General features: G+C 58.9%; 22 protein-coding genes. 17 read left to right on the plus strand and 5 right to left on the minus strand.

Going from position 1 to position 24,133, the window contains the following annotated elements:
• Nucleotides 1-226 precede the first annotated feature (226 nt).
• The 5 genes from ACIQAL_RS13630 to ACIQAL_RS13650 all read left to right on the plus strand — a co-directional run bounded on the left by ACIQAL_RS13630 (nucleotide 227) and on the right by ACIQAL_RS13650 (nucleotide 4,697).
• Nucleotides 227-1,192: a sulfonate ABC transporter substrate-binding protein gene (locus ACIQAL_RS13630; RefSeq protein WP_401146069.1), complete on the plus strand. Its 966-nt coding sequence runs from the start codon at nucleotides 227-229 to the stop codon at nucleotides 1,190-1,192.
• 27 nt (nucleotides 1,193-1,219) lie between these two features.
• Complete coding sequence (gene ssuC / locus ACIQAL_RS13635; RefSeq protein ID WP_166594240.1) at nucleotides 1,220-2,008, plus strand: aliphatic sulfonate ABC transporter permease SsuC; 789 nt, start codon at nucleotides 1,220-1,222, stop codon at nucleotides 2,006-2,008.
• The gene (ssuB, locus tag ACIQAL_RS13640) at nucleotides 2,005-2,814 is read left to right on the plus strand and encodes an aliphatic sulfonates ABC transporter ATP-binding protein (RefSeq protein WP_166594241.1); all 810 of its coding nucleotides are present in this window, start codon (nucleotides 2,005-2,007) and stop codon (nucleotides 2,812-2,814) included. Before ssuC ends, ssuB begins: the two co-directional genes overlap by 4 nt.
• A 50-nt stretch (nucleotides 2,815-2,864) precedes the next feature.
• Nucleotides 2,865-3,080 (plus strand): molybdopterin-binding protein, encoded by a 216-nt coding sequence (locus ACIQAL_RS13645; RefSeq protein ID WP_062379390.1) that lies wholly within the window; start codon nucleotides 2,865-2,867, stop codon nucleotides 3,078-3,080.
• Between the two features lie 264 nt (nucleotides 3,081-3,344).
• Nucleotides 3,345-4,697 carry a hypothetical protein gene (locus ACIQAL_RS13650; protein WP_401146073.1) on the plus strand — a complete coding sequence of 451 codons (1,353 nt, stop codon included), beginning with the start codon at nucleotides 3,345-3,347 and terminating at the stop codon, nucleotides 4,695-4,697.
• On the opposite strand, the gene ACIQAL_RS13655 is transcribed toward ACIQAL_RS13650, so the two are convergent.
• A complete protein-coding gene (locus ACIQAL_RS13655; RefSeq protein WP_401146076.1) occupies nucleotides 4,690-5,328 on the minus strand; it encodes a TetR/AcrR family transcriptional regulator in 639 nt (212 codons plus the stop codon). The two genes, ACIQAL_RS13650 and ACIQAL_RS13655, sit on opposite strands and share 8 nt — an antisense overlap.
• Before the next feature lie 268 nt (nucleotides 5,329-5,596).
• Nucleotides 5,597-6,973, minus strand: coding sequence for a glutamine synthetase family protein (locus tag ACIQAL_RS13660; protein WP_166594244.1), 1,377 nt, complete (start codon nucleotides 6,971-6,973; stop codon nucleotides 5,597-5,599).
• Nucleotides 6,974-7,250: 277 nt separating this feature from the next.
• Between ACIQAL_RS13660 and ACIQAL_RS13665 the strand changes: the two genes are divergently transcribed.
• The 8 genes from ACIQAL_RS13665 to ACIQAL_RS13700 all read left to right on the plus strand — a co-directional run bounded on the left by ACIQAL_RS13665 (nucleotide 7,251) and on the right by ACIQAL_RS13700 (nucleotide 16,451).
• Complete coding sequence (locus ACIQAL_RS13665; RefSeq protein ID WP_401146079.1) at nucleotides 7,251-8,045, plus strand: gamma-glutamyl-gamma-aminobutyrate hydrolase family protein; 795 nt, start codon at nucleotides 7,251-7,253, stop codon at nucleotides 8,043-8,045.
• 42 nt (nucleotides 8,046-8,087) lie between these two features.
• Nucleotides 8,088-9,446 carry a glutamine synthetase family protein gene (locus ACIQAL_RS13670; protein WP_166594246.1) on the plus strand — a complete coding sequence of 453 codons (1,359 nt, stop codon included), beginning with the start codon at nucleotides 8,088-8,090 and terminating at the stop codon, nucleotides 9,444-9,446.
• Between the two features lie 72 nt (nucleotides 9,447-9,518).
• Nucleotides 9,519-10,883 carry an aspartate aminotransferase family protein gene (locus ACIQAL_RS13675; protein ID WP_401146081.1) on the plus strand — a complete coding sequence of 455 codons (1,365 nt, stop codon included), beginning with the start codon at nucleotides 9,519-9,521 and terminating at the stop codon, nucleotides 10,881-10,883.
• A 140-nt stretch (nucleotides 10,884-11,023) separates the two neighbouring features.
• Nucleotides 11,024-12,121 carry a polyamine ABC transporter substrate-binding protein gene (locus ACIQAL_RS13680; protein WP_166594248.1) on the plus strand — a complete coding sequence of 366 codons (1,098 nt, stop codon included), beginning with the start codon at nucleotides 11,024-11,026 and terminating at the stop codon, nucleotides 12,119-12,121.
• A 236-nt stretch (nucleotides 12,122-12,357) separates the two neighbouring features.
• Nucleotides 12,358-13,452: a polyamine ABC transporter substrate-binding protein gene (locus tag ACIQAL_RS13685; protein WP_401146083.1), complete on the plus strand. Its 1,095-nt coding sequence runs from the start codon at nucleotides 12,358-12,360 to the stop codon at nucleotides 13,450-13,452.
• 55 nt (nucleotides 13,453-13,507) lie between these two features.
• Complete coding sequence (gene potA / locus ACIQAL_RS13690; protein ID WP_401146085.1) at nucleotides 13,508-14,650, plus strand: polyamine ABC transporter ATP-binding protein; 1,143 nt, start codon at nucleotides 13,508-13,510, stop codon at nucleotides 14,648-14,650.
• Nucleotides 14,647-15,567: an ABC transporter permease subunit gene (locus ACIQAL_RS13695; RefSeq protein ID WP_166594251.1), complete on the plus strand. Its 921-nt coding sequence runs from the start codon at nucleotides 14,647-14,649 to the stop codon at nucleotides 15,565-15,567. The genes potA and ACIQAL_RS13695 overlap by 4 nt, the downstream gene beginning before the upstream one ends.
• Complete coding sequence (locus ACIQAL_RS13700) at nucleotides 15,564-16,451, plus strand: ABC transporter permease subunit (protein ID WP_401146088.1); 888 nt, start codon at nucleotides 15,564-15,566, stop codon at nucleotides 16,449-16,451. Before ACIQAL_RS13695 ends, ACIQAL_RS13700 begins: the two co-directional genes overlap by 4 nt.
• A gap of 129 nt (nucleotides 16,452-16,580) precedes the next feature.
• Here the strand turns inward: ACIQAL_RS13700 and ACIQAL_RS13705 are convergent, their stop codons facing one another.
• On the minus strand, nucleotides 16,581-18,980 hold the full coding sequence (locus tag ACIQAL_RS13705) for a penicillin acylase family protein (RefSeq protein WP_401146090.1): 2,400 nt from the start codon (nucleotides 18,978-18,980) through the stop codon (nucleotides 16,581-16,583).
• A 132-nt stretch (nucleotides 18,981-19,112) separates the two neighbouring features.
• Here ACIQAL_RS13705 and ACIQAL_RS13710 point away from each other — a divergent pair, with 132 nt between their 5' ends.
• Complete coding sequence (locus ACIQAL_RS13710) at nucleotides 19,113-20,027, plus strand: ParB/Srx family N-terminal domain-containing protein (protein ID WP_401146092.1); 915 nt, start codon at nucleotides 19,113-19,115, stop codon at nucleotides 20,025-20,027.
• A gap of 55 nt (nucleotides 20,028-20,082) precedes the next feature.
• Here ACIQAL_RS13710 and ACIQAL_RS13715 read toward each other — a convergent pair whose 3' ends face one another.
• The gene (locus ACIQAL_RS13715) at nucleotides 20,083-20,670 is read right to left on the minus strand and encodes a DUF6436 domain-containing protein (protein ID WP_401146095.1); all 588 of its coding nucleotides are present in this window, start codon (nucleotides 20,668-20,670) and stop codon (nucleotides 20,083-20,085) included.
• A gap of 105 nt (nucleotides 20,671-20,775) precedes the next feature.
• Between ACIQAL_RS13715 and ACIQAL_RS13720 the strand changes: the two genes are divergently transcribed.
• Nucleotides 20,776-21,717 (plus strand): alpha/beta hydrolase, encoded by a 942-nt coding sequence (locus ACIQAL_RS13720; RefSeq protein ID WP_401146097.1) that lies wholly within the window; start codon nucleotides 20,776-20,778, stop codon nucleotides 21,715-21,717.
• Nucleotides 21,718-21,739: 22 nt separating this feature from the next.
• Here the strand turns inward: ACIQAL_RS13720 and ACIQAL_RS13725 are convergent, their stop codons facing one another.
• Nucleotides 21,740-22,480 (minus strand): DUF2059 domain-containing protein, encoded by a 741-nt coding sequence (locus ACIQAL_RS13725; protein WP_401146099.1) that lies wholly within the window; start codon nucleotides 22,478-22,480, stop codon nucleotides 21,740-21,742.
• Nucleotides 22,481-22,676: 196 nt separating this feature from the next.
• Between ACIQAL_RS13725 and ACIQAL_RS13730 the strand changes: the two genes are divergently transcribed.
• Nucleotides 22,677-23,318: a 2OG-Fe(II) oxygenase gene (locus tag ACIQAL_RS13730; protein WP_401146234.1), complete on the plus strand. Its 642-nt coding sequence runs from the start codon at nucleotides 22,677-22,679 to the stop codon at nucleotides 23,316-23,318.
• 381 nt (nucleotides 23,319-23,699) lie between these two features.
• On the plus strand, nucleotides 23,700-24,080 hold the full coding sequence (locus ACIQAL_RS13735; protein WP_401146237.1) for a DUF4399 domain-containing protein: 381 nt from the start codon (nucleotides 23,700-23,702) through the stop codon (nucleotides 24,078-24,080).
• Nucleotides 24,081-24,133 lie beyond the last annotated feature (53 nt).

Consider the following 24,133-nt stretch of genomic DNA (forward strand, 5'->3'; position numbering starts at 1 on the left):
ATCGCGAATGAATTCGCTCCTACAGGCAGTACGTGTCGTCCGGAAGAGTCTTCATATTCACTTTGGTGCTAACCAAATGAATAAATATGATTTTAGAGAATAAACAACCCCTGTTATGGTTTCACCGTCCTGGCGAAATCGCTGGCAATGAATCCCATCCACACCTTACTTGCCCGCCATCGGACAAGCAGGTGCCACCTAAAAGCTACAAGCAAAGGAGCGTGCCATGCGCACTGTCATTTTGCGTCGAGGCCTGGTCGCTCTGTTTGCTGCGGCGGTGTCCTTCGGCGTTCTAACTCAAGCTCAAGCCGATACCTTGCGCATCGGCTATCAGAAGTACGGCACGCTGGTCCTGCTCAAAGCCAAAGGCTCGCTGGAAAAGAAACTGGCTGAGCAGGGCGTCCAAGTGCAATGGACTGAGTTCCCGGGTGGCCCTCAGTTGCTGGAAGGCCTGAACGTCGGTTCTATCGACTTCGGCGTGACCGGCGAAACCCCGCCGGTGTTCGCACAGGCCGCAGGCGCCGATCTGCTGTACGTGGCCTCCGAGCCGCCTGCGCCGACCAGCGAAGCGCTGCTGGTGCCCAAGGATTCGCCGATCAAATCGGTGGCAGACCTCAAGGGCAAAAAAGTCGCGTTGAACAAAGGCTCAAACGTGCATTACCTGCTGGTGCGTGCGCTGGAAGAGGCGGGTCTGAAATACAGCGATATCCAGACCGTCTACCTGCCACCGGCTGACGCCCGTGCCGCTTTCGAGCGTGGCGCGGTCGATGCCTGGGTCATCTGGGACCCGTACCAGGCCGCCGCCGAACAACAGCTGCAAGCACGCACCCTGCTCAATGGCACTGGCATCGTCGACAACAACCAGTTCTACCTGGCGACCAAGCCTTACGCACAGCAGCACCCGAAAGTGATTCAAACGCTGGTCGAAGAAGTCCGTGCGGTGGGCGAGTGGTCCAAGGCGAACCCCGATGACGTGACCAAACAAGTCGCGCCGCTGCTCGGTCTGCCGGAAGACATCACCAAAATCTCGGTGAAACGCCAAGGTTACGGGGCGCTGTTCATCACCCCTGAAACGGTCGCAGCCCAGCAGAAAATTGCCGACACCTTCTATCAACTGAAGTTGATCCCCAAACCGCTCAGCATCGCCGATGTGATCTGGACGCCACCCGCTGCTGTCGCGAAAGCGCAGTAAGCCTCGGCATTAAGAGGAGACAACTCCATGAGCGTGGAAAGAATCACTCACAGACTGGCGCCCTGGTTGCTACCGGTCTTGTTGCTGGCGATCTGGCAACTGGCGGTCAGCGCCGGTTGGCTCTCTACCCGTATCCTGCCTGCGCCAAGCGCGGTCATCGAAGCGGGCGTGACGCTGGTGCGCAGTGGCGAGATCTGGACCCATTTGGCGATCAGTGGCTGGCGTGCCGGGATCGGCTTCGCCATCGGCGGCAGCATCGGCCTGACGCTGGGCTTTATCACCGGCCTGTCGAAATGGGGTGAACGCCTGCTCGACAGCTCGGTACAGATGATTCGTAACGTGCCGCACCTGGCGCTGATCCCGTTGGTGATCCTGTGGTTCGGCATCGACGAAAGCGCGAAGATTTTTTTGGTCGCACTGGGCACCCTGTTTCCGATTTACCTGAACACTTACCACGGCATTCGCAACATTGACCCGGCGCTGGTGGAAATGTCCCGCAGCTACGGCCTGTCAGGTTTCGGCTTGTTCCGTCACGTGATCCTGCCGGGGGCGATGCCTTCGATTCTGGTGGGCGTGCGATTCGCCTTGGGCTTCATGTGGCTGACGCTGATCGTGGCCGAAACCATCTCGGCCAGCTCCGGCATCGGTTACCTGGCGATGAACGCCCGTGAGTTTTTGCAGACAGATGTAGTGGTCCTGGCAATCGTGCTCTACGCGGTGCTTGGCAAATTGGCAGACCTCGCGGCACGCGGTCTGGAGCGGGTCTGCCTGCGTTGGCACCCGGCGTATCAAGTGGCAAAAGGTGGCGCACGATGAGCAATCTCCAACAACCGGCAAACCTGTTGCGCGGGATTCCCCTGCAAGTGCGCAAGCTGAAGAAAACTTTCGGCTCGCGTGAAGTCTTGAAAGACATCGACCTGCACATTCCGGCCGGGCAATTCGTGGCCGTGGTCGGTCGCAGCGGTTGCGGCAAAAGCACCTTGCTGCGCTTGCTTGCAGGGCTTGATCAGCCCACCAGCGGCCAATTGCTCGCCGGAAACGCCTCGCTGGCCGATGCGCGGGAAGACACCCGACTGATGTTTCAGGAAGCGCGTTTGCTGCCGTGGAAGCGCATCATCGACAACGTTGGGCTTGGTCTGAGCGGCGACTGGCGTGACAAAGCGTTGGAAGCCTTGGCCGCTGTTGGCTTGGCCGAACGTGCCAATGAATGGCCAGCGGCGTTGTCAGGTGGTCAGAAGCAACGTGTCGCGTTGGCCCGTGCGCTGATCCATCAACCTCGCCTGTTGTTGCTGGACGAACCACTGGGCGCGCTGGATGCCCTGACCCGGATCGAGATGCAGCAACTGATCGAAGACCTCTGGCAAAAGCATGGCTTCACCGTATTGTTGGTGACCCACGACGTCAGCGAGGCGGTTGCCATCGCTGATCGCGTGTTGCTGATCGAAGAAGGCCGCATTGGCCTTGATCTGCAAGTGGACCTCGCTCGACCGCGCGCCCGTGGCTCGTATCGACTGGCAGCCCTGGAAACCGAAGTGCTCAACCGCGTCCTGTCGCTGCCTGGCAGCCCGCCCGAACCCGAACCGACTTCACCGCTGCCCACGCAACTGCGTTGGGCCAACTAATCCGGATGCAATACTGCACTCGGCACTGATCTCACAAAGGAAGACCTACCATGACTATCAAAGCCATCAACGTTCGTAACCAATTCAAAGGCACCATCAAGGAAATCGTCACCGGCGACGTCCTGTCCGAAATCGACGTACAGACCGCTTCCGGCATCGTCACCTCTGTGATCACCACTCGCTCGGTCAAAGAGCTGGAACTGGTCGTCGGCAGCGAAGTGATCGCGTTCGTAAAATCCACCGAGGTGTCGATCGCCAAGTTGTGATCGATGCGTTGTGAACTACCCCGACGGGCGCGAGCCCTTCGGGGTTTTTTGTTGTCTGGGCGGGGCATTCAGCACGTTACGTCGCACTTTCTCTGGGTGATGGCCCCACGCCTCCTGTCATTTCTGCCAGCTAGGCAGCGCTGCGAATACCTCATAGCCTGATTACCTCCGACAGGTGTATCGCCGTGCTGATCGAAGCCAGGCTCATTTTGCGAATTGATCGGACTCAACAGGACTTGGCTTCATCATGGACGGAGAACGATCATGGGCAACGGTAAAAAAGCAGCTGTTTCGAGGGTTTTCGAGGTTCCATTCGATGTGTCGTCGAACAAAGCACATGAAACGATCACGGCGTTAAACGCGACCAGAGACAAGCTGTACGTGACAGATAGCAGTTACGACCTGCCATCAGTATTCGTGGCCAGACTCGAGAGGGACGGCCCAGTGGACGACAAGTTTGGCGGTCCAGATGGATGGCGGAGCGAGGAGCTGCCCGGTAGTTGGACATACCCATTCAAACCCGCCGGGCTCGTCCCGCGAGGTTCAGATACTGACGAAGGTGTCATCGCTGGGCTGCAACTGGAGGGCGCGCTGGGACTGGTTTGCTTCAATGCTGATGGAACGCTGAATACAGGATTCGGCACCGGCGGCAAAGTTGTGCACAGGGTTCGCACGCCCATTGCGGACAAGCAAAAAGCCGACAAAGACACGGCCGACCGCAATAACAAGGTTCAGATTGCTGGCAGCGCGGGGGTACTGGCAGGGGCTGAAGACGGCACACTTTACGGTTTGATCGGTCAGCGGTTTGGCAGCTCGGGCACCTTGATGCGCATCATGGAGAATGGGCAGTTGGATAGCGCATTCGGTGAAGGCGGGATGGTGGTCGTCAAATACCAAGAAAAAGCCACGGGGCCGGTCGGGATGGTCTGGGACGGGAGGGGCCGAGGAGTGACAGTGATCGGAACCATCGGCAACAGGCTGTCGGGATTTGAGCTGTTCCTCGCCCGCTATTCTTTTAATGGCCAACTGGACGAAAGTTTCGGCAATGAAGGCTTTGTGTTGTTCCGTCCTGCCGACCTAGGCCTGCCTGGGAACCCATTTCAGATGGAGTTCAACTACGTCGTGCGTCACCAGGACGGTGGATACTTTGCGGGTGGTAATGTCATGGATAACGGCGTGTCTGGTCTCGTCGTGCGGGTGGACATGCACGGCCAGAAGGTCGATGAATTCAACGATGGCAAGCCTGTCCTGTTTCGAGTGCCTAACCCCGCAGTGCCCGGAGCCTATCTGGATACCGACTTCATCTTCGGCGGCACAAGTGTTCAATTCAACGGCAAGCTTGTGATCGGTGGTGGCGTCGAGGACAGGTCTTCAGGTTCTGCCCGCGAGATGCTCGTGGTGCGTTTCACAGATAAAGGCAAAGTCGATACGTCTTTCGCGCCAGACGGATGGCTGACGTTCAAGCCCGATATTCCATCCGGAGGGGAGGCCAAGGTTTCAAACATGCGCAATCTGCTCATTCACTCTGCAACCGACGAAACGATCTACGCGTCGGGAGACGGAGGGCCGGACGATAACCCGAGCTCGCAAATAGGCTTCATTGCAGAGATCAAATAACCGTGCTCGTCTTGGCCAAGAACGGCGGCAAATAAAGCCCCAGATACGCGTCGAACACCCGCTGGCCTTCTTCGGCCATGCGCGGGGTGATGCTGTCGTGCAGTTGGACCGAGCGGGCGTAGACGCGGTCGGCCAGCTCCAGCGCCAGGGCAAAGACATCGACGTCGTCAGGCAGTGCCGGGAGCTGAAAGTGCTTGGCGAACAGCTCGTGCATGAGGTTGCCCAGCTCGATGTCGTGCTGGCGGTCGGCCTGAGTGACTTCAGTCAGGCCGTGCTGCGCCAGAATGAGCTGGCGGGCGGCGGCGTCTTCGCTGTAGATCGTGAGCATGCGCGTTTCAACCAGTCGCGACAGGTCGTGCCAGGTGTTCAGCTGCACGTGATCGATGGGCTGTTGCAGGCTGTCGCGGAAGGCGCCGTGGATGTCTGCCGTCAGACCTTCCAGCAGTGCAGGCACGCTGGCGAAGAAGTGGTAAACCGACGACGGAGGAATCCCCGCGCGCTCGGCCACGCTGTAGATCGACAGGCTCGCCACCCCGTCGGACGCCAGCAGCGTGCGAGCAGCATCGAGGATCGAATCGATCCGGGCCTGGCTGCGTGCGCGGGGTTTGCGGGGTGTGGCGGGGCGGGTCATCGAAGCGTCTCGGCGTTGAGGTCCGGGGCATTGTACGCGAGGGCATGGCGTCGTAGCGCCTGGCGGCGGCCTTCGCGAATAAATTCGCTCCCACAGGGAATTTGCGCACGCGCCAAACATCGCCGCGCCGCCCCGGCCTGTGGGAGGGAATTCATTCGCGAAAACTGGCATAGACGGCCTATCCATCCGGACCTGACCTCTGCCGTCTAAAATAAAAAACGCCCCCAACCGCAAGGATTGGGGGCGTTCTTTTTATTTCACACAGCCGTCACACGGTGTGCAGATACCAGTTGTACTCAAGGTCGGAGATGGAGTGCTCGAACTCCTCCAGCTCACTTTCCTTGCACGCAACGAAGATATCGATGTACTTCGGATCGATGTACTTGGCCATGACTTCGCTGTCGTCCAGCTCACGCAAGGCATCGCGCAAGTTGTTCGGCAGGCTCTGCTCATGCTGCTCGTACGAGTTGCCTTCGACCGGCGCACCTGGCTCGACCTTGTTGGTCAGGCCGTGGTGGATGCCCGCCAGAACAGAAGCCATCAGCAGATACGGGTTGGCATCGGCACCGGCCACGCGGTGTTCGATACGCACGGCATCGGCTGTACCGGTCGGCACACGAACGGCGACCGTCCGGTTATCCAGCCCCCAGGTTGGCGAGTTGGGCACGTAGAACTGAGCACCGAACCGGCGATACGAATTGACGTTCGGGCAAAGGAACGCCATCTGCGCCGGTAGGGTCTCGAGCACACCGCCGATCGCATGACGTAATGCGGCGTTCTGCTCGGGATCCTCGCTGGTGAAGATGTTCTTGCCATCGCGATCCAGGATCGAGATGTGGACGTGCAGACCATTGCCCGCCTGGCCTGGGTAAGGCTTGGCCATGAAGGTGGTGTCCATTTCATGGTCGTAGGCGATGTTCTTGATCAGACGCTTGAGCAATACCGCGTAGTCGCAGGCTTTCAGCGCGTCGGCGGTGTGGTGCAAGTTCACTTCGAACTGTGCTGGGGCACTTTCCTTGACGATGGCGTCAGCCGGGATGCCTTGCTCTTTCGCACCTTCCAGAATGTCCTGGAGGCAATCGACGTATTCGTCGAGGTCGTCGATCAGGTAGACCTGTGTCGAGTGCGGGCGTTTGCCGGAAATCGGCGAGCGTGGCGGTTGTGGACGACCGTTCACGTTCTCCTGATCGATCAGGTAGAACTCCAGTTCGAACGCAGCGCAGATGGTCAGGCCCATTTCATCGAACTTGGCCACCACCTGACGCAACACTTCACGGGGGTCAGCGAAAAACGGCTCGCCTTCCAGTTCGTGCATGGTCATCAAGAGTTGTGCGGTAGGACGCTTCTGCCAGGGCTCATTGCAGAGAGTGTCAGGGATGGGATAACAGATTCGGTCAGCGTCACCGATGTCCAGGCCAAGACCGGTGCTTTCCACCGTCGAGCCGTTGATATCCAGTGCGAAAAGAGAAGCTGGGAGGTTGATGCCTTTTTCGTAAACCTTATGGAGGCTAGTGCGTTCGATGCGCTTGCCACGCACCACTCCATTCATATCTGCAATCAGAAGGTCAACGTATAGAACCTCAGGATGTTCCTTAAGGAACGCGTTCGCTTCGTTGAGCTGAACGGCACGCGGGGGTACCGACATGATGCAACACCTTTGTTGTTGAAAATATCAATCATCGAGCATTACGGGGTTCAGTCAATCCGAAAGCCCTGATGAAGTCAAGAGAGCCCTGATTTGCCCTAAAAGGGCGCCGTGAGGCCATTTTTGCCGCACTTTAGGGCGGTTTTTAACCGTTGGAATCGATAGGAACTGCGACCTTGAGCGGGGCGTGTTTTATTTTTTACGGGGTTGTTGTGTAAAAAAATGAACAAGGCTAAGCTCGGTCGCAACCCATAACAGCAATAACACCGGGGGTCACATGTCTCGCCTTCCGCTGATCGGCATCACTGCCTGTACTCAGCAAATTGGCTCGCATGCCTATCACATCAGTGGTGATAAATACGTCCGGGCAGTCGCCGTCGCTGCCAAGGGCCTGCCGCTGATTCTGCCGTCTCTGGCAGAGCTCCTCGACCCGGCCGATATCCTCTCGGTGGTCGATGGTTTGCTCTTCACCGGTTCTCCCTCCAACGTCGAACCCCATTACTACAGTGGGCCCGCCAGCGCGCCGGGTACTGCTCATGATCCTGAACGCGATCGCACCACCTTACCTCTTATTCGTGCTGCTGTGGCCGCCGGCGTGCCTGTATTGGGCATTTGCCGCGGGTTTCAGGAGATGAACGTGGCATTTGGCGGTAGTCTGCATCAAAAGGTTCACGAGACTGGAACGTTCATGGATCATCGTGAACCTGAGAACGAACCCGTTGAAATTCAATACGCTCCGAGCCATCCGATGCAGATCGCACCGGGTGGAGTTCTGGCCGGATTGGGACTTGCCAAAGAAATTCGTGTCAATTCAATACACGGACAGGGCATCGAACGCCTTGCGCCGGGTCTGCGTGTCGAAGCCACGGCCCCGGATGGCTTGATCGAAGCCATTTCCGTACCGCCGGGCGCGCCTTTTGCTTCATCTGACGTGTTTGCGTTGGGCGTTCAATGGCATCCGGAGTGGCAGATCACGCTGAACCCCGACTATCTTTCAATTCTTCAGGCATTTGGCGATGCCTGTCGAAAGCGTGCGACACAACGCGACGCGCAAGCGTCAAAGAACGCCTGATCGCCATAACGACGACCAGGAACCGAAACCCCTGAGGTATTTATGAGTACCAACCTCGACCAGCTCACCGATTGGTTGAAAGAGCACAGGATTACCGAAGTCGAGTGCATGATCGCCGACCTCACCGGTATCACGCGCGGCAAAATCTCCCCGACCAACAAGTTCATTGCCGAGAAGGGCATGCGCTTGCCGGAAAGCGTATTGCTGCAGACCGTGACCGGGGACTACGTCGAAGACGACATCTATTACGAATTGCTGGACGCTGCGGACATCGACATGTTCTGCCGTCCTGACCAGAATGCGGTGTTTCTGGTGCCTTGGGCCATTGAGCCCACCGCGCAGGTGATTCACGACACCTACGACAAGCAGGGCAACCCGATTGAGCTGTCCCCGCGCAACGTTTTGAAGAAAGTCCTCAAGCTCTATGCCGACCAAGGCTGGCAGCCTATCGTGGCGCCGGAGATGGAGTTCTACCTGACCAAACGCAGCGACGACCCCGATTACCCGTTGCAGCCGCCGGTGGGCCGCTCGGGTCGTCCGGAAACTGGTCGTCAGTCGTTCTCCATCGAAGCCGCCAACGAATTCGACCCGTTGTTCGAAGACGTCTACGACTGGTGCGAGCTGCAGAACCTGGATCTGGACACGCTGATTCACGAAGACGGCACGGCGCAGATGGAAATCAACTTCCGTCACGGCGACGCGCTGCATCTGGCCGACCAGATTCTGGTGTTCAAACGCACCATGCGTGAAGCCGCGCTCAAACACGACGTGGCCGCGACCTTCATGGCCAAGCCCATGACCGGCGAGCCTGGCAGCGCGATGCACCTGCACCAGAGCATCATCGATATCGAGACCGGCAAGAGCATCTTCTCTAACGAAGACGGCACGATGAGTGAGCTGTTCCTGCAACACATCGGCGGTCTGCAAAAGCTGATCCCCGAGTTGTTGCCGCTGTTCGCCCCCAACGTCAACTCGTTCCGTCGCTTCCTCCCCGACACCTCGGCGCCCGTGAACGTGGAATGGGGCGAGGAAAACCGCACCGTCGGCCTGCGCGTACCGGATGCGACCCCGCAAAACCGTCGCGTGGAAAACCGCCTGCCCGGCGCTGACGCCAACCCGTATCTGGCGATTGCCGCGAGCCTGCTGTGCGGCTTCATTGGCATGGTCGAAGGCCTCAATCCGAGTGCGCCAGTGGTGGGCCGCGGTTACGAGCGCCGCAACCTGCGTCTGCCGTTGACCATCGAAGACGCGCTGGAGCGGATGGAAAACAGCAAGACGGTCGAGAAATACCTCGGCAAGACCTTCGTGACCGGCTACGTCGCCGTGAAGCGCGCCGAGCACGAAAACTTCAAGCGTGTGATCAGCTCGTGGGAGCGGGAATTCCTGCTCTTCGCCGTCTGAAGATCACGGGCGCCATCGAGCCTGAGAAGGCCGATGGCGCCACACGCGATACGCAGCTAATGGAGTGGTTTCATGAGTTCCAACAACCCGCAAACCCGCGAATGGCAAGCCCTCAGCAGTGATCATCACCTGGCGCCGTTCAGCGACTTCAAACAGCTTAAAGAGAAAGGCCCGCGCATCATCACCAACGCCAAGGGCGTTTACCTGTGGGACAGCGAAGGCAACAAGATCCTCGACGGCATGGCCGGTCTGTGGTGCGTAGCGGTCGGCTACGGACGTGAAGAACTGGCCGAAGCCGCCAGCAAACAGATGCGCGAGCTGCCGTATTACAACCTGTTCTTCCAGACCGCTCACCCGCCCGCATTGCAACTGGCCAAGGCGATTTCCGACATCGCTCCGCAGGGCATGAACCACGTGTTCTTCACAGGTTCCGGCTCCGAAGGCAACGACACCGTGCTGCGTCTGGTGCGCCACTACTGGGCGATCAAGGGTAAGCCTAGCAAGAAAGTCATCATCAGCCGCATGAACGGCTACCACGGCTCTACCGTGGCAGGCGCGAGCCTGGGCGGCATGACCTACATGCATGAGCAGGGCGACCTGCCGATTCCGGGCATCGTCCATATCCCGCAGCCGTACTGGTTCGGTGAAGGCGGCGACATGACCCCGGACGAATTCGGCATCTGGGCGGCTGAGCAACTGGAAAAGAAAATCCTCGAACTCGGCGTGGACAACGTCGGTGCGTTCATCGCCGAGCCGATTCAAGGCGCAGGCGGTGTGATCGTTCCGCCTGACACCTACTGGCCGAAGATCAAAGAGATCCTCGCCAAGTACGACATCCTGTTCGTGGCCGATGAAGTGATCTGTGGCTTTGGTCGCACCGGCGAGTGGTTCGGCAGCGATTTCTACGACCTCAAACCTGATCTGATGACCATCGCCAAGGGCCTGACCTCGGGCTACATCCCCATGGGCGGCGTGATCGTGCGCGACGAAGTGGTGAAGGTGCTGAACGAAGGCGGTGATTTCAACCACGGCTTCACTTATTCAGGTCATCCGGTGGCTGCGGCAGTGGGGCTGGAAAACATCCGCATCCTGCGCGAAGAAAAGATCGTCGAGCGCGTGAAGTCGGAAACGGCACCCTATTTGCAAAGACGTTTGCGTGAGCTGAGCGATCATCCGCTGGTGGGTGAAGTGCGGGGCGTCGGCCTGCTCGGCGCCATCGAACTGGTGAAAGACAAAGCCACTCGCGCGCGTTACGTGGATCAGGGCGTGGGCATGATCTGTCGCACTTTCTGCTTCAATAACGGACTGATCATGCGTGCGGTTGGAGACACGATGATCATCTCGCCGCCGCTGGTGATCAGCTTCGCCGAGATCGATGAGTTGGTGGAAAAGGCCCGCAAATGCCTGGACCTGACGCTCGACGCGCTGCAGAACTGAAGCGCTGTGTTGGTGTGCAGATGAAATCTTTGAAAGCTAAGCAAGAAGGCAGGCCGCTCTGCTTGTAAGCCCGCCCAGGAAATTGCCAGACTAACGGTTGTTTTAGTCGCCGCTAACATAAAAACATTGGAGCTGTACGCATGAAGAAATTTGGCAAAACCCTCCTCGCCCTGTCCCTGATGGGCGCAGTGGCCGCAGCGGCACACGCCGATGACAAAGTTCTGCACGTCTACAACTGGTCCGATTACATCGCGCCAAACACCATCGCCGACTTCGAAAAAGAGTCGGGCATCAAAGTGGTATACGACGTCTTCGACAGCAACGAGACCCTCGAAGCCAAATTGCTGGCAGGTAAGTCGGGCTACGACATCGTCGTCCCGTCCAACAACTTCCTGGCCAAGCAGATCAAGGCCGGTGTTTATCAGGAGCTGGACAAGTCCAAACTGCCTAACTACAAAAACCTCGACCCAGCGCTGTTGAAAGCCGTGTCCATCAGCGACCCGGACAACAAGCACGCCTTCCCGTACATGTGGGGCTCGATCGGTATCGGCTTCAACCCCGATAAGGTCAAGGCTGCACTGGGCGCCGACGCACCGACCAACTCCTGGGACCTGCTGTTCAAGCCAGAGAACGCCGCCAAGCTGAAAGGCTGTGGCATCAGCTTCCTCGACTCGCCGACCGAAATGCTGCCAGTGGCGCTGCATTATCTGGGTCTGCCGACCGACAGCCAGAAGAAAGAAGACATCGAGAAAGCTGAAGCGCTGTTCAAGAAAATCCGCCCTTCGGTCACCTACTTCCACTCGTCCAAGTACATCTCGGATCTGGCCAACGGCAACATCTGTGTCGCCGTGGGTTACTCGGGTGACGTGTACCAAGCCAAGGCCCGTGCTGAAGAAGCCGGTGGCAAGGTCAAGGTCAGCTACAACATTCCGAAAGAAGGTGCTGGCAGCTTCTATGACATGGTCGCCATTCCTAAAGACGCCGAAAACGTCGAAGGCGCCTACAAGTTCATGAACTTCATCCTGCAACCGAAAGTGATGGCCGAGATCACTAACGCCGTTCACTTCCCGAACGGCAACAAGGCTGCGACCGAGTTCGTCGATAAAGAAATCACTTCGGACCCAGGCGTTTATCCACCTGCCGACGTGCTGGCCAAGTTGTATGCGATTGCTGACCTGCCTGCAGCGACTCAGCGTCTGATGACCCGCAGCTGGACCAACATCAAATCGGGCAAGTAAGCCTGGCTGAAGCGTGCCGTTGAAAAGCGGCACGTGCATTACGTTTGTAGGAGTGAGCTTGGTCTGGGCCGCGTCCGGACCAAGCTCACTCCCACAGGCCTCACTCCGGGCCGAAATAAAAAGTTTTTTTGCGAGATGGGTTCAACGAAGGTAAGTTGCGCGCCGGATTTGTCACAGGCAGTCGTTACTGTCGTCGGCCAGGGCAACATGCCCACCTACTAAAAGGGACTGCACACGTGTCTATTTCTTTGTTTTCCAAAGGCTTGCTACTCGGAGCCGGCCTGACGCTCGCCGTCGGCGCCTACGCGGATTCCACCGTCCGCATTTATAACTGGTCCGATTACATCGGCACCACGACCCTCGCGGATTTTGAAAACACCACGGGGATCAAGACCAAGTACGACGTCTTCGACTCCAACGAAACCCTGGAAGGCAAACTGCTTGCCGGTCACACCGGTTATGACGTGGTAGTCCCTTCCAACCACTTCCTTGGCAAACAGATCAAGGCCGGTGCGTTTCAGAAACTCGACAAATCGCAACTCCCCAATTATTCCAACCTCGATCCCGAACTGATGAAGCGCCTGGAGAAAAACGATCCGGGCAATCAGTACGCCGTGCCGTACCTGTGGGGGACTAACGGGATCGGTTACAACGTCGACAAGATCAAGGAAGTGCTGGGCGTCGACACCATCGATTCATGGGCCGTGCTGTTTGAACCCGAGAACATCAAGAAGCTGCAGAAGTGCGGCGTCGCGTTCCTCGATTCGGCTGACGAGATGATGCCGGCCGTGCTCAATTACATGGGCCTGAACCCTAACAGCACCGACGAAAAAGACTACAAGAAGGCCGAGGACAAGTTGCTCAAAGTGCGTCCTTACGTGACCTACTTCAACTCCTCCAAATACATCACCGATCTGGCCAACGGCGACATCTGCATCGCGGCCGGTTTCTCCGGCGACGTGTTCCAGGCCAAGGCGCGTGCAGCGGAAGCGGGCAAAGGCGTGAACATCGCTTACGCGATCCCGAAAGAGGGCGGCAACCTGTGGTTCGACATGCTGGCGATCCCTGCTGACGCGCCGGACGTCAAAGCCGCGCACGCCTTCATCAACTACATCCTCAAGCCTGACGTGATCGCCAAGGTCAGCGACCAGGTGGGTTACGCCAACCCCAACCCGGCGTCGGGCGAGCTGATGGATCAGGAAATCCGCAAAGACGAAGCGGTCTATCCGTCTGCGGACGTGCAGAAGCGGCTGTACGTCAACTCCGAGTTGCCACCGAAAATCCAGCGCGTGATGACGCGCAGCTGGACCAAGATCAAATCCGGTAAATAAAGACCTCGCGCCCGGTCATATCGGCCGGGCGCAAGCACAGTTGGGAGTTTCACCCATGGCAGTTGCCTCCGGCGCCTACAAAAAAGCCCTTGAGGGTGGTCAGCAACCTAAACAGGTGCTGGTCAAAATCGATCGGGTCACGAAAAAGTTCGACGAGACGGTTGCTGTGGACGATGTGTCTCTGCAAATCAACAAGGGCGAGATTTTCGCCTTGCTCGGCGGCTCGGGCTCCGGCAAGTCCACGCTGCTGCGCATGCTCGCCGGTTTCGAGCGTCCGACCGAAGGCCGGATTTTCCTCGACGGCGTCGACATCACTGACATGCCGCCGTACGAACGTCCGATCAACATGATGTTCCAGTCTTACGCGCTGTTCCCGCACATGACCGTGGCGCAGAACATCGCTTTCGGCTTGCAGCAGGACAAGCTGCCTAAGGCCGAGGTCGAGGCCCGCGTGGCCGAGATGCTCAAGCTGGTGCAGATGACCCAGTACGCCAAGCGCAAGCCGCACCAGTTGTCCGGTGGCCAGCGTCAGCGTGTGGCCCTGGCCCGTTCGCTGGCGAAGAAACCGAAACTGTTGCTGCTCGACGAGCCCATGGGCGCGCTGGACAAAAAACTGCGTTCGCAAATGCAGCTGGAGCTGGTGGAAATCATCGAGCGCGTTGGTGTGACTTGCGTGATGGTGACCCACGACCAGGAAGAGGCCATGACCATGGCCCAGCGCATCGCGATCATGCACTTGGGCTGGATCGCACAGATCGGCAGCCCGGTGGACATCTACGAAACCCCGACCAGCCGTCTGGTCTGCGAATTCATTGGTAACGTCAACCTGTTCGACGGCGAAGTCATCGAAGACATGGAAGGCCACGCGCTGATTCACAGCCCGGAGCTTGAGCGTGAGATCTACGTGGGCCACGGCGTCAGCACTTCCGTGGAAGACAAACGCGTGACCTACGCGATCCGGCCAGAGAAGCTGCTGATCACCACCGAGCAACCGACCACGCAATACAACTGGTCGCGCGGGAAGATCCACGACATCGCCTACCTGGGCGGCCACTCGGTGTTCTACGTACAGCTGACCTGCGGCAAGCTGGTTCAGTCGTTCGTCGCCAACTCGGAACGCCTCGGCGCGCGCCCTACTTGGGACGACGAAGTGTTCGTCTGGTGGGAAGACGACAGCGGCGTGGTACTGCGCTCATGAAAATCCGAAAAATCAAACGTGCGCTCCACCGCATAACGCCCACTGGCCGTCAGGCGGTCATCGGGGTTCCGTTTCTGTGGCTGTTCCTGTTCTTCGCGCTGCCGTTTCTGATCGTCATCAAGATCAGTTTCGCCGAAGCCGACGTCGCGATTCCGCCGTACACCGAGATATTCTCCTACGCCGAGCAGAAGCTCGACATCGTCCTCAACTTCGCCAACTACGCGTTGTTGACCGGTGACGACCTGTACATCTCGGCGTACCTCGGTTCGTTGAAGATGGCGTTCTTCAGCACCTTGCTGTGCCTGTTGATTGGCTATCCGATGGCCTACGGCATCTCCATCGCCCGCAAGGAAATGCAGACGGTGCTGTTGCTGCTGATCATGATGCCCACCTGGACCGCAATCCTGATCCGCGTTTACGCGTGGATGGGCATTCTCAGCAACAACGGTTTGCTCAACGCGTTCCTGATGTGGCTGGGCGTGATCAGCGAGCCGTTGCAGATCCTCAACACCAACCTCGCTGTTTACATCGGCGTGGTCTATTCGTACCTGCCGTTCATGATCCTCCCGCTGTATGCGAACCTGGTGAAGCACGACCAGAGCCTGCTGGAAGCCGCGTCGGACCTGGGTTCGAGCACCTTCAACAGCTTCTGGAAAATCACCGTGCCGCTGTCCAAGAACGGCATCATCGCCGGCTGCATGCTGGTGTTCATCCCGGTGGTGGGCGAGTTCGTCATCCCTGAATTGCTGGGCGGCCCCGAGACGCTGATGATCGGTAAGGTCCTGTGGCAAGAGTTCTTCAACAACCGCGACTGGCCGGTGGCGTCTTCGCTGGCGGTGGTGATGCTGTTGATCCTCATCGTGCCGATCATTCTGTTCAACCGTAGCCAGGCCAAAGAACTGGAGGGCAAGGCATGAGAGGCTTCCGATTCTCGAACCTGATGTTGGTACTGGGCCTGATTTTCATCTACGCGCCCATGGTCATCCTGGTGATCTATTCGTTCAACGCCTCGAAACTGGTGACGGTCTGGGGCGGCTGGTCGGTGAAGTGGTACGTCGGCTTGCTCGACAACACCCAACTGATGAGTGCCGTGATGCGCTCGCTGGAGATCGCCTGCTACACCTCGATTGCGGCGGTCGCTCTCGGCACCATGGCGGCATTTGTGCTGACCCGCGTCACGCGCTTCAAGGGCCGCACGTTCTTCGGCGGCCTGGTGACGGCGCCACTGGTGATGCCCGAAGTGATCACCGGTCTGTCGCTGTTGCTGCTGTTCGTGGCCATGGCGCAGTTGATCGGCTGGCCGCAGGAACGCGGCATCGTGACCATCTGGATCGCCCACACGACTTTCTGTGCGGCCTACGTGGCGGTGGTGGTGTCGGCGCGTCTGCGTGAGCTGGACATGTCCATCGAAGAGGCGGCTATGGACCTCGGCGCGCGTCCGTGGAAGGTGTTCTTCCTGATCACCATCCCGATGATCGCGCCGTCGCTGGCAGCGGGTGGCATGATGTCATTCGCTTTGTCGCTGGACGATCTGGTACTGGCGAGCTTCGTGTCCGGCCCCGGCTCCACGACGCTGCCGATGGAAGTGTTCTCGGCGGTGCGTCTGGGCGTGAAGCCTGAGATCAACGCCATTGCCAGTTTGATTCTGCTGGCCGTTTCGATCGCGACGTTCATGGTGTGGTTCTTCAGCCGTCGCGCTGAAAACAACCGCAGAAAGGCTATTCAACAAGCCATCGAAGAAGCGGCAGCGGATGGCTGGAAACAGCCGGATGTGCGTCGTGCGAAGGTAGAAACGGTTTAGATGCTCACCTTGTGGTGAGCGAATTCATTCTGGGCGGCAATCCGCCAAAAAATGGTACAGGCGATAGAGATGCATTGCCTGATAGACCATCGCGAATGAATTCGCTCCCACAGGTGCGCCACGTTGTTCTTATCTTCCCGGCACCAACCTCAACATCTCTTTGCTATTTCCTGCCACATCTCTCTCACTGAACCGCTCCGGCCTGTACTGGCCGTTGACGTAATCCTGTGCCTGATCCGCGTAGTGTTTGTCGAACAACACCCCGCTTTGCCCGACCGGGTTGATGCCCAGCGCATGCGCAGGGTCGGCGAAGTCGATTAGGCGCCGTGTGGAAGGCCCATAGGTTACGGGCCATGGCGCGGGCGTGATGCTGGCCGACAGGTTGTTCGGCACTTCGTGGGTGCCTGGCGCGGCGAACTTGCCGACGTTGAACAGCCTGTCCAGCGGCGGCTGGCGTCCCAGCGGGTGCTCGTGGGTCAGGGTGTGCGCCTTGCCCCACGTCCACTCATCCGGATTCAGGCCGTACAGCGATTTCAGGTGCGAAACCGTGGCATGCCAGGCCACCTTCACGGTGTTATCCCGGCTCTCCGGCTCGTTGGAGTTTCGATTGTTCCACCACGGCGAGTTCGCATCGGCGGCCAGCCTAGGCAGCGCCAGGTCGACCACCCGTGTTGAGAGCAGGGTTGCGAACATCCCGTCGCCCAAGTCATCGCGAAAGGTTTGATTGCTGAGGTCATAGACGAATTGATTGAACAGCGTGGCGCCCACTGAATCCACCGGGTAATCGCCTTTCCAGGCCGCCAGGCGCTCGATCAAATCATGCTCTTCGGGATCGCTGATGACCCGACGCAACACGGGAATCAGTGGTGTGAGGATCTGCTGCGCGTAATCCGTCTTCGTGCCCAGTTGCAGCGTCTTGCTGTTGTCCAGGTTCCATTTAACTGAAGTGTCGCTCAGCTGTTTGTCCAGCTGGCGGCCCCGTTCCGCGAGGTTGTAATAGCCCGGAATTTCCATGCCCGTTGGCGACACCGGCTGAAAGTTGGCCGAGACGATATAACCCCGAGCCGGGTTCTCTTCCTGGGGATTGGCGCTGAAGGGGTAGAAGCCGAGCTTGTCGGCTTGCTCGCCGCTGCCATCGAGGATAAAGGCCGGGTTCACACCATTCGGGCGCACAGGCAACTGTGCCGCCGCCCACCAGCCGATGTCCCCTTTGGCATTGGCGTAAACCACATTCAAGCCGGGCGACTGAATCTTCTCGGCAGCGCTGCGCATCTTGTTCAGCGTGTCGGCGCGATTGGCTTCATAGAAGCCTTGCAGGATCGGGTTTCCGGATTCCAGGAAAGACCACCACATGGCGACCGGCGTGTCGGCGTGGTCCTGGATGCCGCTGGCGTTCAGCACGTCATTAACGATCGGGCCATGGGGCGATTGGCGCAGCGTGAAGGTGATCGGCGACTCGCCTTTGACCTTGATCTGCTCGGGGCGCGAGGTCATGTCTGCCCAGGCGCCGTGATACCAGACCAGATTGGGATTCTCCGGATTCACCTTTTCCGCGATCAGGTCAACGTCGTCGTTCTGAAACATGGTCAGGCTCCAGCCAAACTCCATGTTGTGGCCCAGCAGAGCAAACGGGTTGAGCGCCTGAAAATGCCCATACAGCTCAAAACCCGGTGCCGACAGCTGTGCTTCATACCAGACCGCAGGCACCGAGAACCGGATGTGCGGATCGCCCGCCAGCAACGGTTTGCCGCTTTGGGTGCGACTGCCGGACACCGCCCACGCGTTACTGCCCTCGAACTGCGGCAGGCCCGCGTCCTCCAGCGCCTTCGCGCTCAGTTGCGCCAGATCGCTCAGGCCTTTCCAGTCCTTGCTGCTCAACGTTGGGGAGGGGTGCAAGGCGCCTTGAGGTTGCCAGTCCAGATCAAAGACTTTCAGGTAATCCGGCCCCAGTTGATCGCGCACATACGTCAGCAACGGCTCGGTGCGAAAGGCAGCGGCAAAACTGTAGGCCAGGTAACCGCCGATGCTCAGGGTGTCTTCAGCGGTGAATGGCCGCTTCTCGATGCCCAGCACGTCGAACTCGATGGGTTTGGGGTGGGTCGCCTGAAACTGGTTCACGCCGTCGAGGTAGGCTTGCAAGGCTTTCCAGGCGGGGGTGTTCTTGTCCTGCCGAGCAACGTAGGCGTCAGCGTGTTCGCGGATTCGCAGGCTGCGAAACAGTTTGTCGGTGTTCACCAGCTTGGGGCCAAGCACTTCGGCCAGCTCGCCACGGGCCAGCCGACGCAGGATTTCCATCTGGAACAGCCGGTCTTGCGCGTGGACGTACCCCAGTGCGCGATACAGATCGTCCTGATTTTCGGCCTTGATGTGCGGCACGCCGCGTTCGTCGTAGCGCACGCTGACCGGCGCATGAAGCTCCGGCAGAGCCACCTCGCCATCGCGCACAGGCTGCTTGCTGTGGACATACCAGGTTCCACCGCCTGTGATCAGAACGATCACGATGGCGATCACGGAAAGGCTGCGTTTCATCCGAAGGCTCGAAAAAACAGAGAGAAGCGGGGAAGGCTACAGATTTGTCGCGGGGCTGTGTAGCGGTGCTGCAACGGAGCGAGGGCGCCGGATGGAGTAAGCTCCTCCCCAACTCAGCAAGAGCCTCGAACCATGCGAATTCAAACCTGCGCGCTGACACTGTTGCTCGCCTTGGCCTGCGCCCCTGTCTTCGCTTTCAGCGGCCCGAAACCCGGAGACGTCGTTGAGGTCAGCCTCGACCAACTGCACCCAACCCAAGCGGTGATCGGATTCGATCAGGTGTATTACCAGCTCGAACGTTTCGCCAAGGATCGCCAAAAGCTGTTCGACGAAATCTGCGAAAGCAACGGTCAGCACGAGGCCAAGGCGATCAACGCAAGCGCTGACCCGCTGAATCCTGAGAGCTATACCTGCAAAGACGAGCCAAACGCCCACCCCAAAGACATGAAAACCGTGGTGGTCGGCCCCGAAGGGCGTTTTTATCTCACGGACGGTCACCACACGTTCAGCACGCTGTGGGAGCAGCCCGGCGCGGGGCCGCAGATGAAAATGAAGGTGCGCATCACCGATGTGTTCAGCGACAGCCCTGACATGGCCGCTTTTTGGACGCGCATGCGGAAAGCGCACAAGGTTTGGCTCAAGGACGGCAACGGCCAGTCGATTTCCCCTGATCAACTGCCAGAACACGTCGGGTTGCAAGCGATGCACAACGACGTCCTGCGCAGCCTCGTTTATTTCGTGCGGGGCGCGGCGTACGACAAACCCAAGTCAGGCGGCGTCTCGCCGGAGTTTCTGGAGTTCTATTGGGCAGACTGGCTGCGCCATCGTTTGGTCCTGGCGGATTACAACCTTAGTGAACGCAGCGGCTACCATCGGGCGTTGCAGGCGGCGAGCGAGTTAATGGTCAAGCCGCCCTTGAGCAAACCGGTCGGCGAAGGCATGACCGCCAAGCAGTTGGGGGGCTTCAAGTCGGTCAAACGCAAGGTGCTGACCAAAACCGCCGATGAAAAGCTGCCGTACGTGATCGATTACAAGGCGAGTCACTGATTTCAGAGCGGATGCATGACCACTGTGGGATTAATCTGCGGCTAAAGCAGCAGGTTCAGTCAGAAGACGCCCAAGGGCAATAACACCCCACCGCCATGGTGTGCGTGGCATTCACCGGTCGATCTGCCTTGAGCGCCTGAAGGATCGGCTCGATGAAGCTGTTCTGCGCATTGCAGACCAGCCCTTCGCTGTACGGCCCGAAATACGCAAGGTTGCCCTGTCGGTCCCAAATCGCCACAGCCGGGCTGGACGTGATTCGTTCAGCCCCTGGCAAGTCGTTCAAAGGTTTGATGGCGCTCAGCGTCGAGGGCAAGGTTCCGTGGGTACCTGGCTTCTGCACGGCATAGAAATCCACGCCGCCTTCGCCGGAGAAGCGCTCGACCATCTCGTTCAAGTGTTCCTGATTGCCCACGTTGCAGGGGCAGGCCGGGTCCCAGAAATGCACGACCCGAATACGCCCCGGCCCTGCAATCGCCGCAGGCAGGCTAAGCTTGTCACCTGCAAACAGTGCCGTTTGATCACTGAACGCTCGGACGTATCGACCCTCAAACCAGCTGTAGCCCAGCCACAAGGCTGCCACACAGCCCAAGGCGATCAGCGCGAGGAACAGCGTGCGGCGACGAACGAGCGGATGAGCAGTCATGAGGTGGCTTCGATGTGGGTGACGTAGCTTGCCACGCCTGTGTGGACGGAAGAAACTCGCAGGCATGCGTCACTGTGAATTCCTATTGCCTGATGTGGATTGCCGATGCCCAACACGTTCGACCCCGATCACCTGCGCGCTGGCCTGCAACCGTTGAGCGCAAAGCTGGCGCTCACTGAAGAGGAGCTTGCCTACCAGCGCTTCTACAGCCTGGTAGGGCTGGGGCGTGACGGCTTGGTCAACAGCCGTCTCGGACGTTTCGAGATCGGCGGTTACGAGATCGTCACCCAGCTCTGGACCCCCGAGTCTCCCGTGGCAACGCTGGTGCTGGTGCACGGTTTCTACGACCACATGGGCCTGTATCGACACGTTATTGAATGGGCACTGGAGCTTGGCTTTGCGGTGATTTCCTGCGATTTGCCGGGCCATGGGTTGTCCAGTGGGACACGGGCAAGCATTACCGATTTTTCGGAATATCAGGTGGTGCTCGATCGGTTGTTCGTCGAGGCTGAAATCCTGCAACTGCCCAAGCCGTGGCACGTGTGCGGACAGAGCACGGGCGGGGCCATAGTCATCGACCATTTGCTCAATCATGGCGACGACAGCCCGATTCAGGGGCAGTCGATTCTGCTGGCGCCGCTGGTGCGTCCTCGCGGCTGGACGTGGTCCAAGGTCAGTTATTACCTGCTGCGGGCATTCGTGAAAGGCATCGACCGGCGTTTCAGCGAAAACTCCAATGCCCCTGCGTTTTTGCCCTTTCTGATGGCCGACCCCTTGCAGCCTCGACGCTTGCCGACGGTTTGGGTGGGGGCATTGGCTCGGTGGATCGAACGCATCGAAAACGCCCCGCGCAGCAATCGCAGCCCGCTGGTCGTGCAAGGCGAGTCCGATATGACCGTGGACTGGAGCCATAACCTCGCGGTGCTCAACGAAAAATTCGACCACCCGCAAATCTTCATGCTGCACGAAGCGCGGCATCATCTGGCCAATGAATTGCCAGCGTTGAGAGCACAGTTTTTCGGGTTTTTGACGCAGCGGATGGGGTGAGGAAGAGGGCCGCGGCCCGCAGTCAATTCACGTTTTGCCCAACCGCCAACCCCGCCCGAATCGCTGCCAGTGCCGCCTGGTAGTAAGCCTTGCCCTCGTTCGATTCCGCGAAGGTCGAGAACTCGTCCAGCTCGTCGTCAGACAGGTCGCGGTACACGTACAGCAGCGTGTTGCTCATGTCGTTGGCGATCTGCGCCATAAGCCGCTGGCGTTGGCCTTCAAGCATGCCCTGGGTCGACCCGCCGCCCATCAAGCCTGGAATCATCGAGCTCAGGCTATCAGCCGCCACACCCGCAATCGCCAGGCTCACCTCCGCGCCCGCTTCCTTGGCGGGGAGGGCGCTGGACAAGTGGCCGATGATCAGCATGCGGTTATCGCTGGCCTGCATCTTTGGCAGGCCCTGAGCGTTCTTGGCGAGTTGATCAGGGCGGGTGGCGGTCAACTCGGCGTTGACGATCTTGCGACCCAACGGCGACTGAAAAAACTGCAACGCGGGGTTCGGGTCCTGCAAGGTCTGGCGCAGCTTCTGCTCGGCACGCTGGTCCATGGCCTGTGGCGCGAACCGTTGGTTGCTATTGCTGACGAGGGCGTCGTACACCGCAGGCGGCAGGCTGTTTTTGTAGCGCTGTTGTGCGGCTTTCAGGGCGTCGTTGAAATGCGCGCGCTGTTCCGGCCAGCCGGCGACCTTGTACAGCTGGTCGTGGCCGTCTGCCCAAACGGGCATGGTGCAGAACATCAACAGCAGGAAAAACAGACGGCGCATTAGAGACTCCTGTCGGCAGGCCGCTATTCTCGGCGGGGCGGCGGGGATTTGTCGAGTTAACAAGTTGCCAGACCCCAAGAAAATCCGTGGGTTCGGCGATCTTTCGGATAAAGCGGATGCAGATTTTTACCGCCCTGAAAATATTCTGTGGCTGGCAGACCGCGGGCTCTGTTGGATTGTTCGGCGTGTGGATACTATGCGCGGCATGCACATATCCCCTGATGATCCCCTGCTGATGAAAATCGTCGACGATCTGGCCGAACATGGCTGGTCGCAGCAGGACGTCTTTTTGCCCGAAGCGCTGACCCGCGAGCTGGCGCTTGAGTGCCGCAAACGCGCGGCCGAAGGCGAGCTGGCTCCGGCGGCGGTGGGGCGTGGTCCTGCACAGGAGGTTCGAGAGGGGATTCGCGGCGATCACATTCAGTGGCTGGAAGCGGGGCAGGCCGAACCGTGCGACCGATATCTGGAAGTGATGGATCAGTTGCGCCTGGCGCTCAATCGCGGTTTGTTCCTGGGGCTGGAGGATTTCGAGAGCCATTTCGCTTTTTACCCGCCGGGCGCGTTTTATCGCAGGCACGTCGACCGCTTTCGGGACGACGACAAGCGCATGGTCTCGGCGGTGATTTACCTGAATGACCCTTCCTGGCAGCCCGAAGATGGCGGCCAGCTGCGCATGTTCTTGAAGGAAGGCAACGAACTGGATGTCCAGCCCACAGGCGGCTCGTTGGTGTTATTCCTGTCGGGCGACATGCCCCACGAAGTCCTGCCCGCCCGGCGTGATCGACTGTCGCTGACCGGCTGGTTCCGGCGCCGGGGCAATGAGCCGTTTGAGTTGTAGGGCGTCCTGCTCAGTGATGGATAAACACGCTCCCCCTGTAGGAGCGAATTCATTCGCGAGAGGCCGTTACATTCGATGAAAATGTGTCGTTTGTAGAACCGCATCGCGAATGAATTCGCTCCCACAGGATCGAGCGTTAATCGTGCCTGTGAGAAGCATCCAAAATGAAATCTTCTACACACAACCACTCTCCCCGCGCCCTCTGCCGCTGTTCGGACTAAGGTGAACGCCGTGCCAGAGCGTTTGTCCGCAGACCTTGAACCGAGTCCCGGCTGACAGGTCCGACGTTGAGCGCTTTATAAAAAGTAGAAACGGGAGAGCTTCATGAAAACCTTATTCGCAAGAACTGCCCTCGCAGGCCTGCTGCTGGGCTCGACATTCATGGTTCAGGCGGCCGACGTGCCACGCACTCCATCGCCGGCCGGGGCTGAGGTTTACATCATCTCGCCCAAGGACGGCGCCGTGGTCAACGGTACGTTCAAAGTCCAGTTTGGTCTGAAGGGCATGGGCGTAGCGCCAGCGGGCGTTGACGTGCCGGACACCGGGCACCATCACCTGCTGATCGACGTGAAAGAACAGCCCGACATGAACGCGCCGCTGCCGACCACCGACAACATCCGCCACTTCGGCAAAGGCCAGACCGAAACCGAATTGAACCTCACGCCGGGCCAACACACTTTGCAACTGCTGGTCGGTGACAAAAACCACGTCCCGGTCAGCCCGGTGGTTGAGTCGCAGAAGATCACGATTACTGTGAAGTAACCCCGAAGCGCCGCCTATCTTCTGTGGGAGCGAATTTATTCTGGGCGGCATTC

Source organism: Pseudomonas sp. NPDC088368, assembly GCF_044753445.1.
Taxonomy (GTDB): domain Bacteria; phylum Pseudomonadota; class Gammaproteobacteria; order Pseudomonadales; family Pseudomonadaceae; genus Aquipseudomonas; species Aquipseudomonas bambusae.

Coding starts and splice junctions, on each gene's coding strand:
- ACIQAL_RS13650 (WP_401146073.1), top strand. CDS start 3,345: ATGGGCAACGGTAAAAAAGCAGCTGTTTCGAGGGTTTTCGAGGTTCCA.
- ACIQAL_RS13660 (WP_166594244.1), bottom strand. CDS start 6,973: ATGTCGGTACCCCCGCGTGCCGTTCAGCTCAACGAAGCGAACGCGTTC.
- ACIQAL_RS13700 (WP_401146088.1), top strand. CDS start 15,564: ATGAGAGGCTTCCGATTCTCGAACCTGATGTTGGTACTGGGCCTGATT.
- ACIQAL_RS13630 (WP_401146069.1), top strand. CDS start 227: ATGCGCACTGTCATTTTGCGTCGAGGCCTGGTCGCTCTGTTTGCTGCG.
- ACIQAL_RS13680 (WP_166594248.1), top strand. CDS start 11,024: ATGAAGAAATTTGGCAAAACCCTCCTCGCCCTGTCCCTGATGGGCGCA.
- ACIQAL_RS13710 (WP_401146092.1), top strand. CDS start 19,113: ATGCGAATTCAAACCTGCGCGCTGACACTGTTGCTCGCCTTGGCCTGC.
- ACIQAL_RS13735 (WP_401146237.1), top strand. CDS start 23,700: ATGGTTCAGGCGGCCGACGTGCCACGCACTCCATCGCCGGCCGGGGCT.
- ACIQAL_RS13695 (WP_166594251.1), top strand. CDS start 14,647: ATGAAAATCCGAAAAATCAAACGTGCGCTCCACCGCATAACGCCCACT.
- ssuB (WP_166594241.1), top strand. CDS start 2,005: ATGAGCAATCTCCAACAACCGGCAAACCTGTTGCGCGGGATTCCCCTG.
- ACIQAL_RS13715 (WP_401146095.1), bottom strand. CDS start 20,670: ATGACTGCTCATCCGCTCGTTCGTCGCCGCACGCTGTTCCTCGCGCTG.
- ACIQAL_RS13675 (WP_401146081.1), top strand. CDS start 9,519: ATGAGTTCCAACAACCCGCAAACCCGCGAATGGCAAGCCCTCAGCAGT.
- ACIQAL_RS13670 (WP_166594246.1), top strand. CDS start 8,088: ATGAGTACCAACCTCGACCAGCTCACCGATTGGTTGAAAGAGCACAGG.
- ACIQAL_RS13725 (WP_401146099.1), bottom strand. CDS start 22,480: ATGCGCCGTCTGTTTTTCCTGCTGTTGATGTTCTGCACCATGCCCGTT.
- ACIQAL_RS13720 (WP_401146097.1), top strand. CDS start 20,776: ATGCCCAACACGTTCGACCCCGATCACCTGCGCGCTGGCCTGCAACCG.
- ACIQAL_RS13645 (WP_062379390.1), top strand. CDS start 2,865: ATGACTATCAAAGCCATCAACGTTCGTAACCAATTCAAAGGCACCATC.
- ssuC (WP_166594240.1), top strand. CDS start 1,220: ATGAGCGTGGAAAGAATCACTCACAGACTGGCGCCCTGGTTGCTACCG.
- ACIQAL_RS13705 (WP_401146090.1), bottom strand. CDS start 18,980: ATGAAACGCAGCCTTTCCGTGATCGCCATCGTGATCGTTCTGATCACA.
- ACIQAL_RS13665 (WP_401146079.1), top strand. CDS start 7,251: ATGTCTCGCCTTCCGCTGATCGGCATCACTGCCTGTACTCAGCAAATT.
- ACIQAL_RS13655 (WP_401146076.1), bottom strand. CDS start 5,328: ATGACCCGCCCCGCCACACCCCGCAAACCCCGCGCACGCAGCCAGGCC.
- ACIQAL_RS13730 (WP_401146234.1), top strand. CDS start 22,677: ATGCGCGGCATGCACATATCCCCTGATGATCCCCTGCTGATGAAAATC.
- potA (WP_401146085.1), top strand. CDS start 13,508: ATGGCAGTTGCCTCCGGCGCCTACAAAAAAGCCCTTGAGGGTGGTCAG.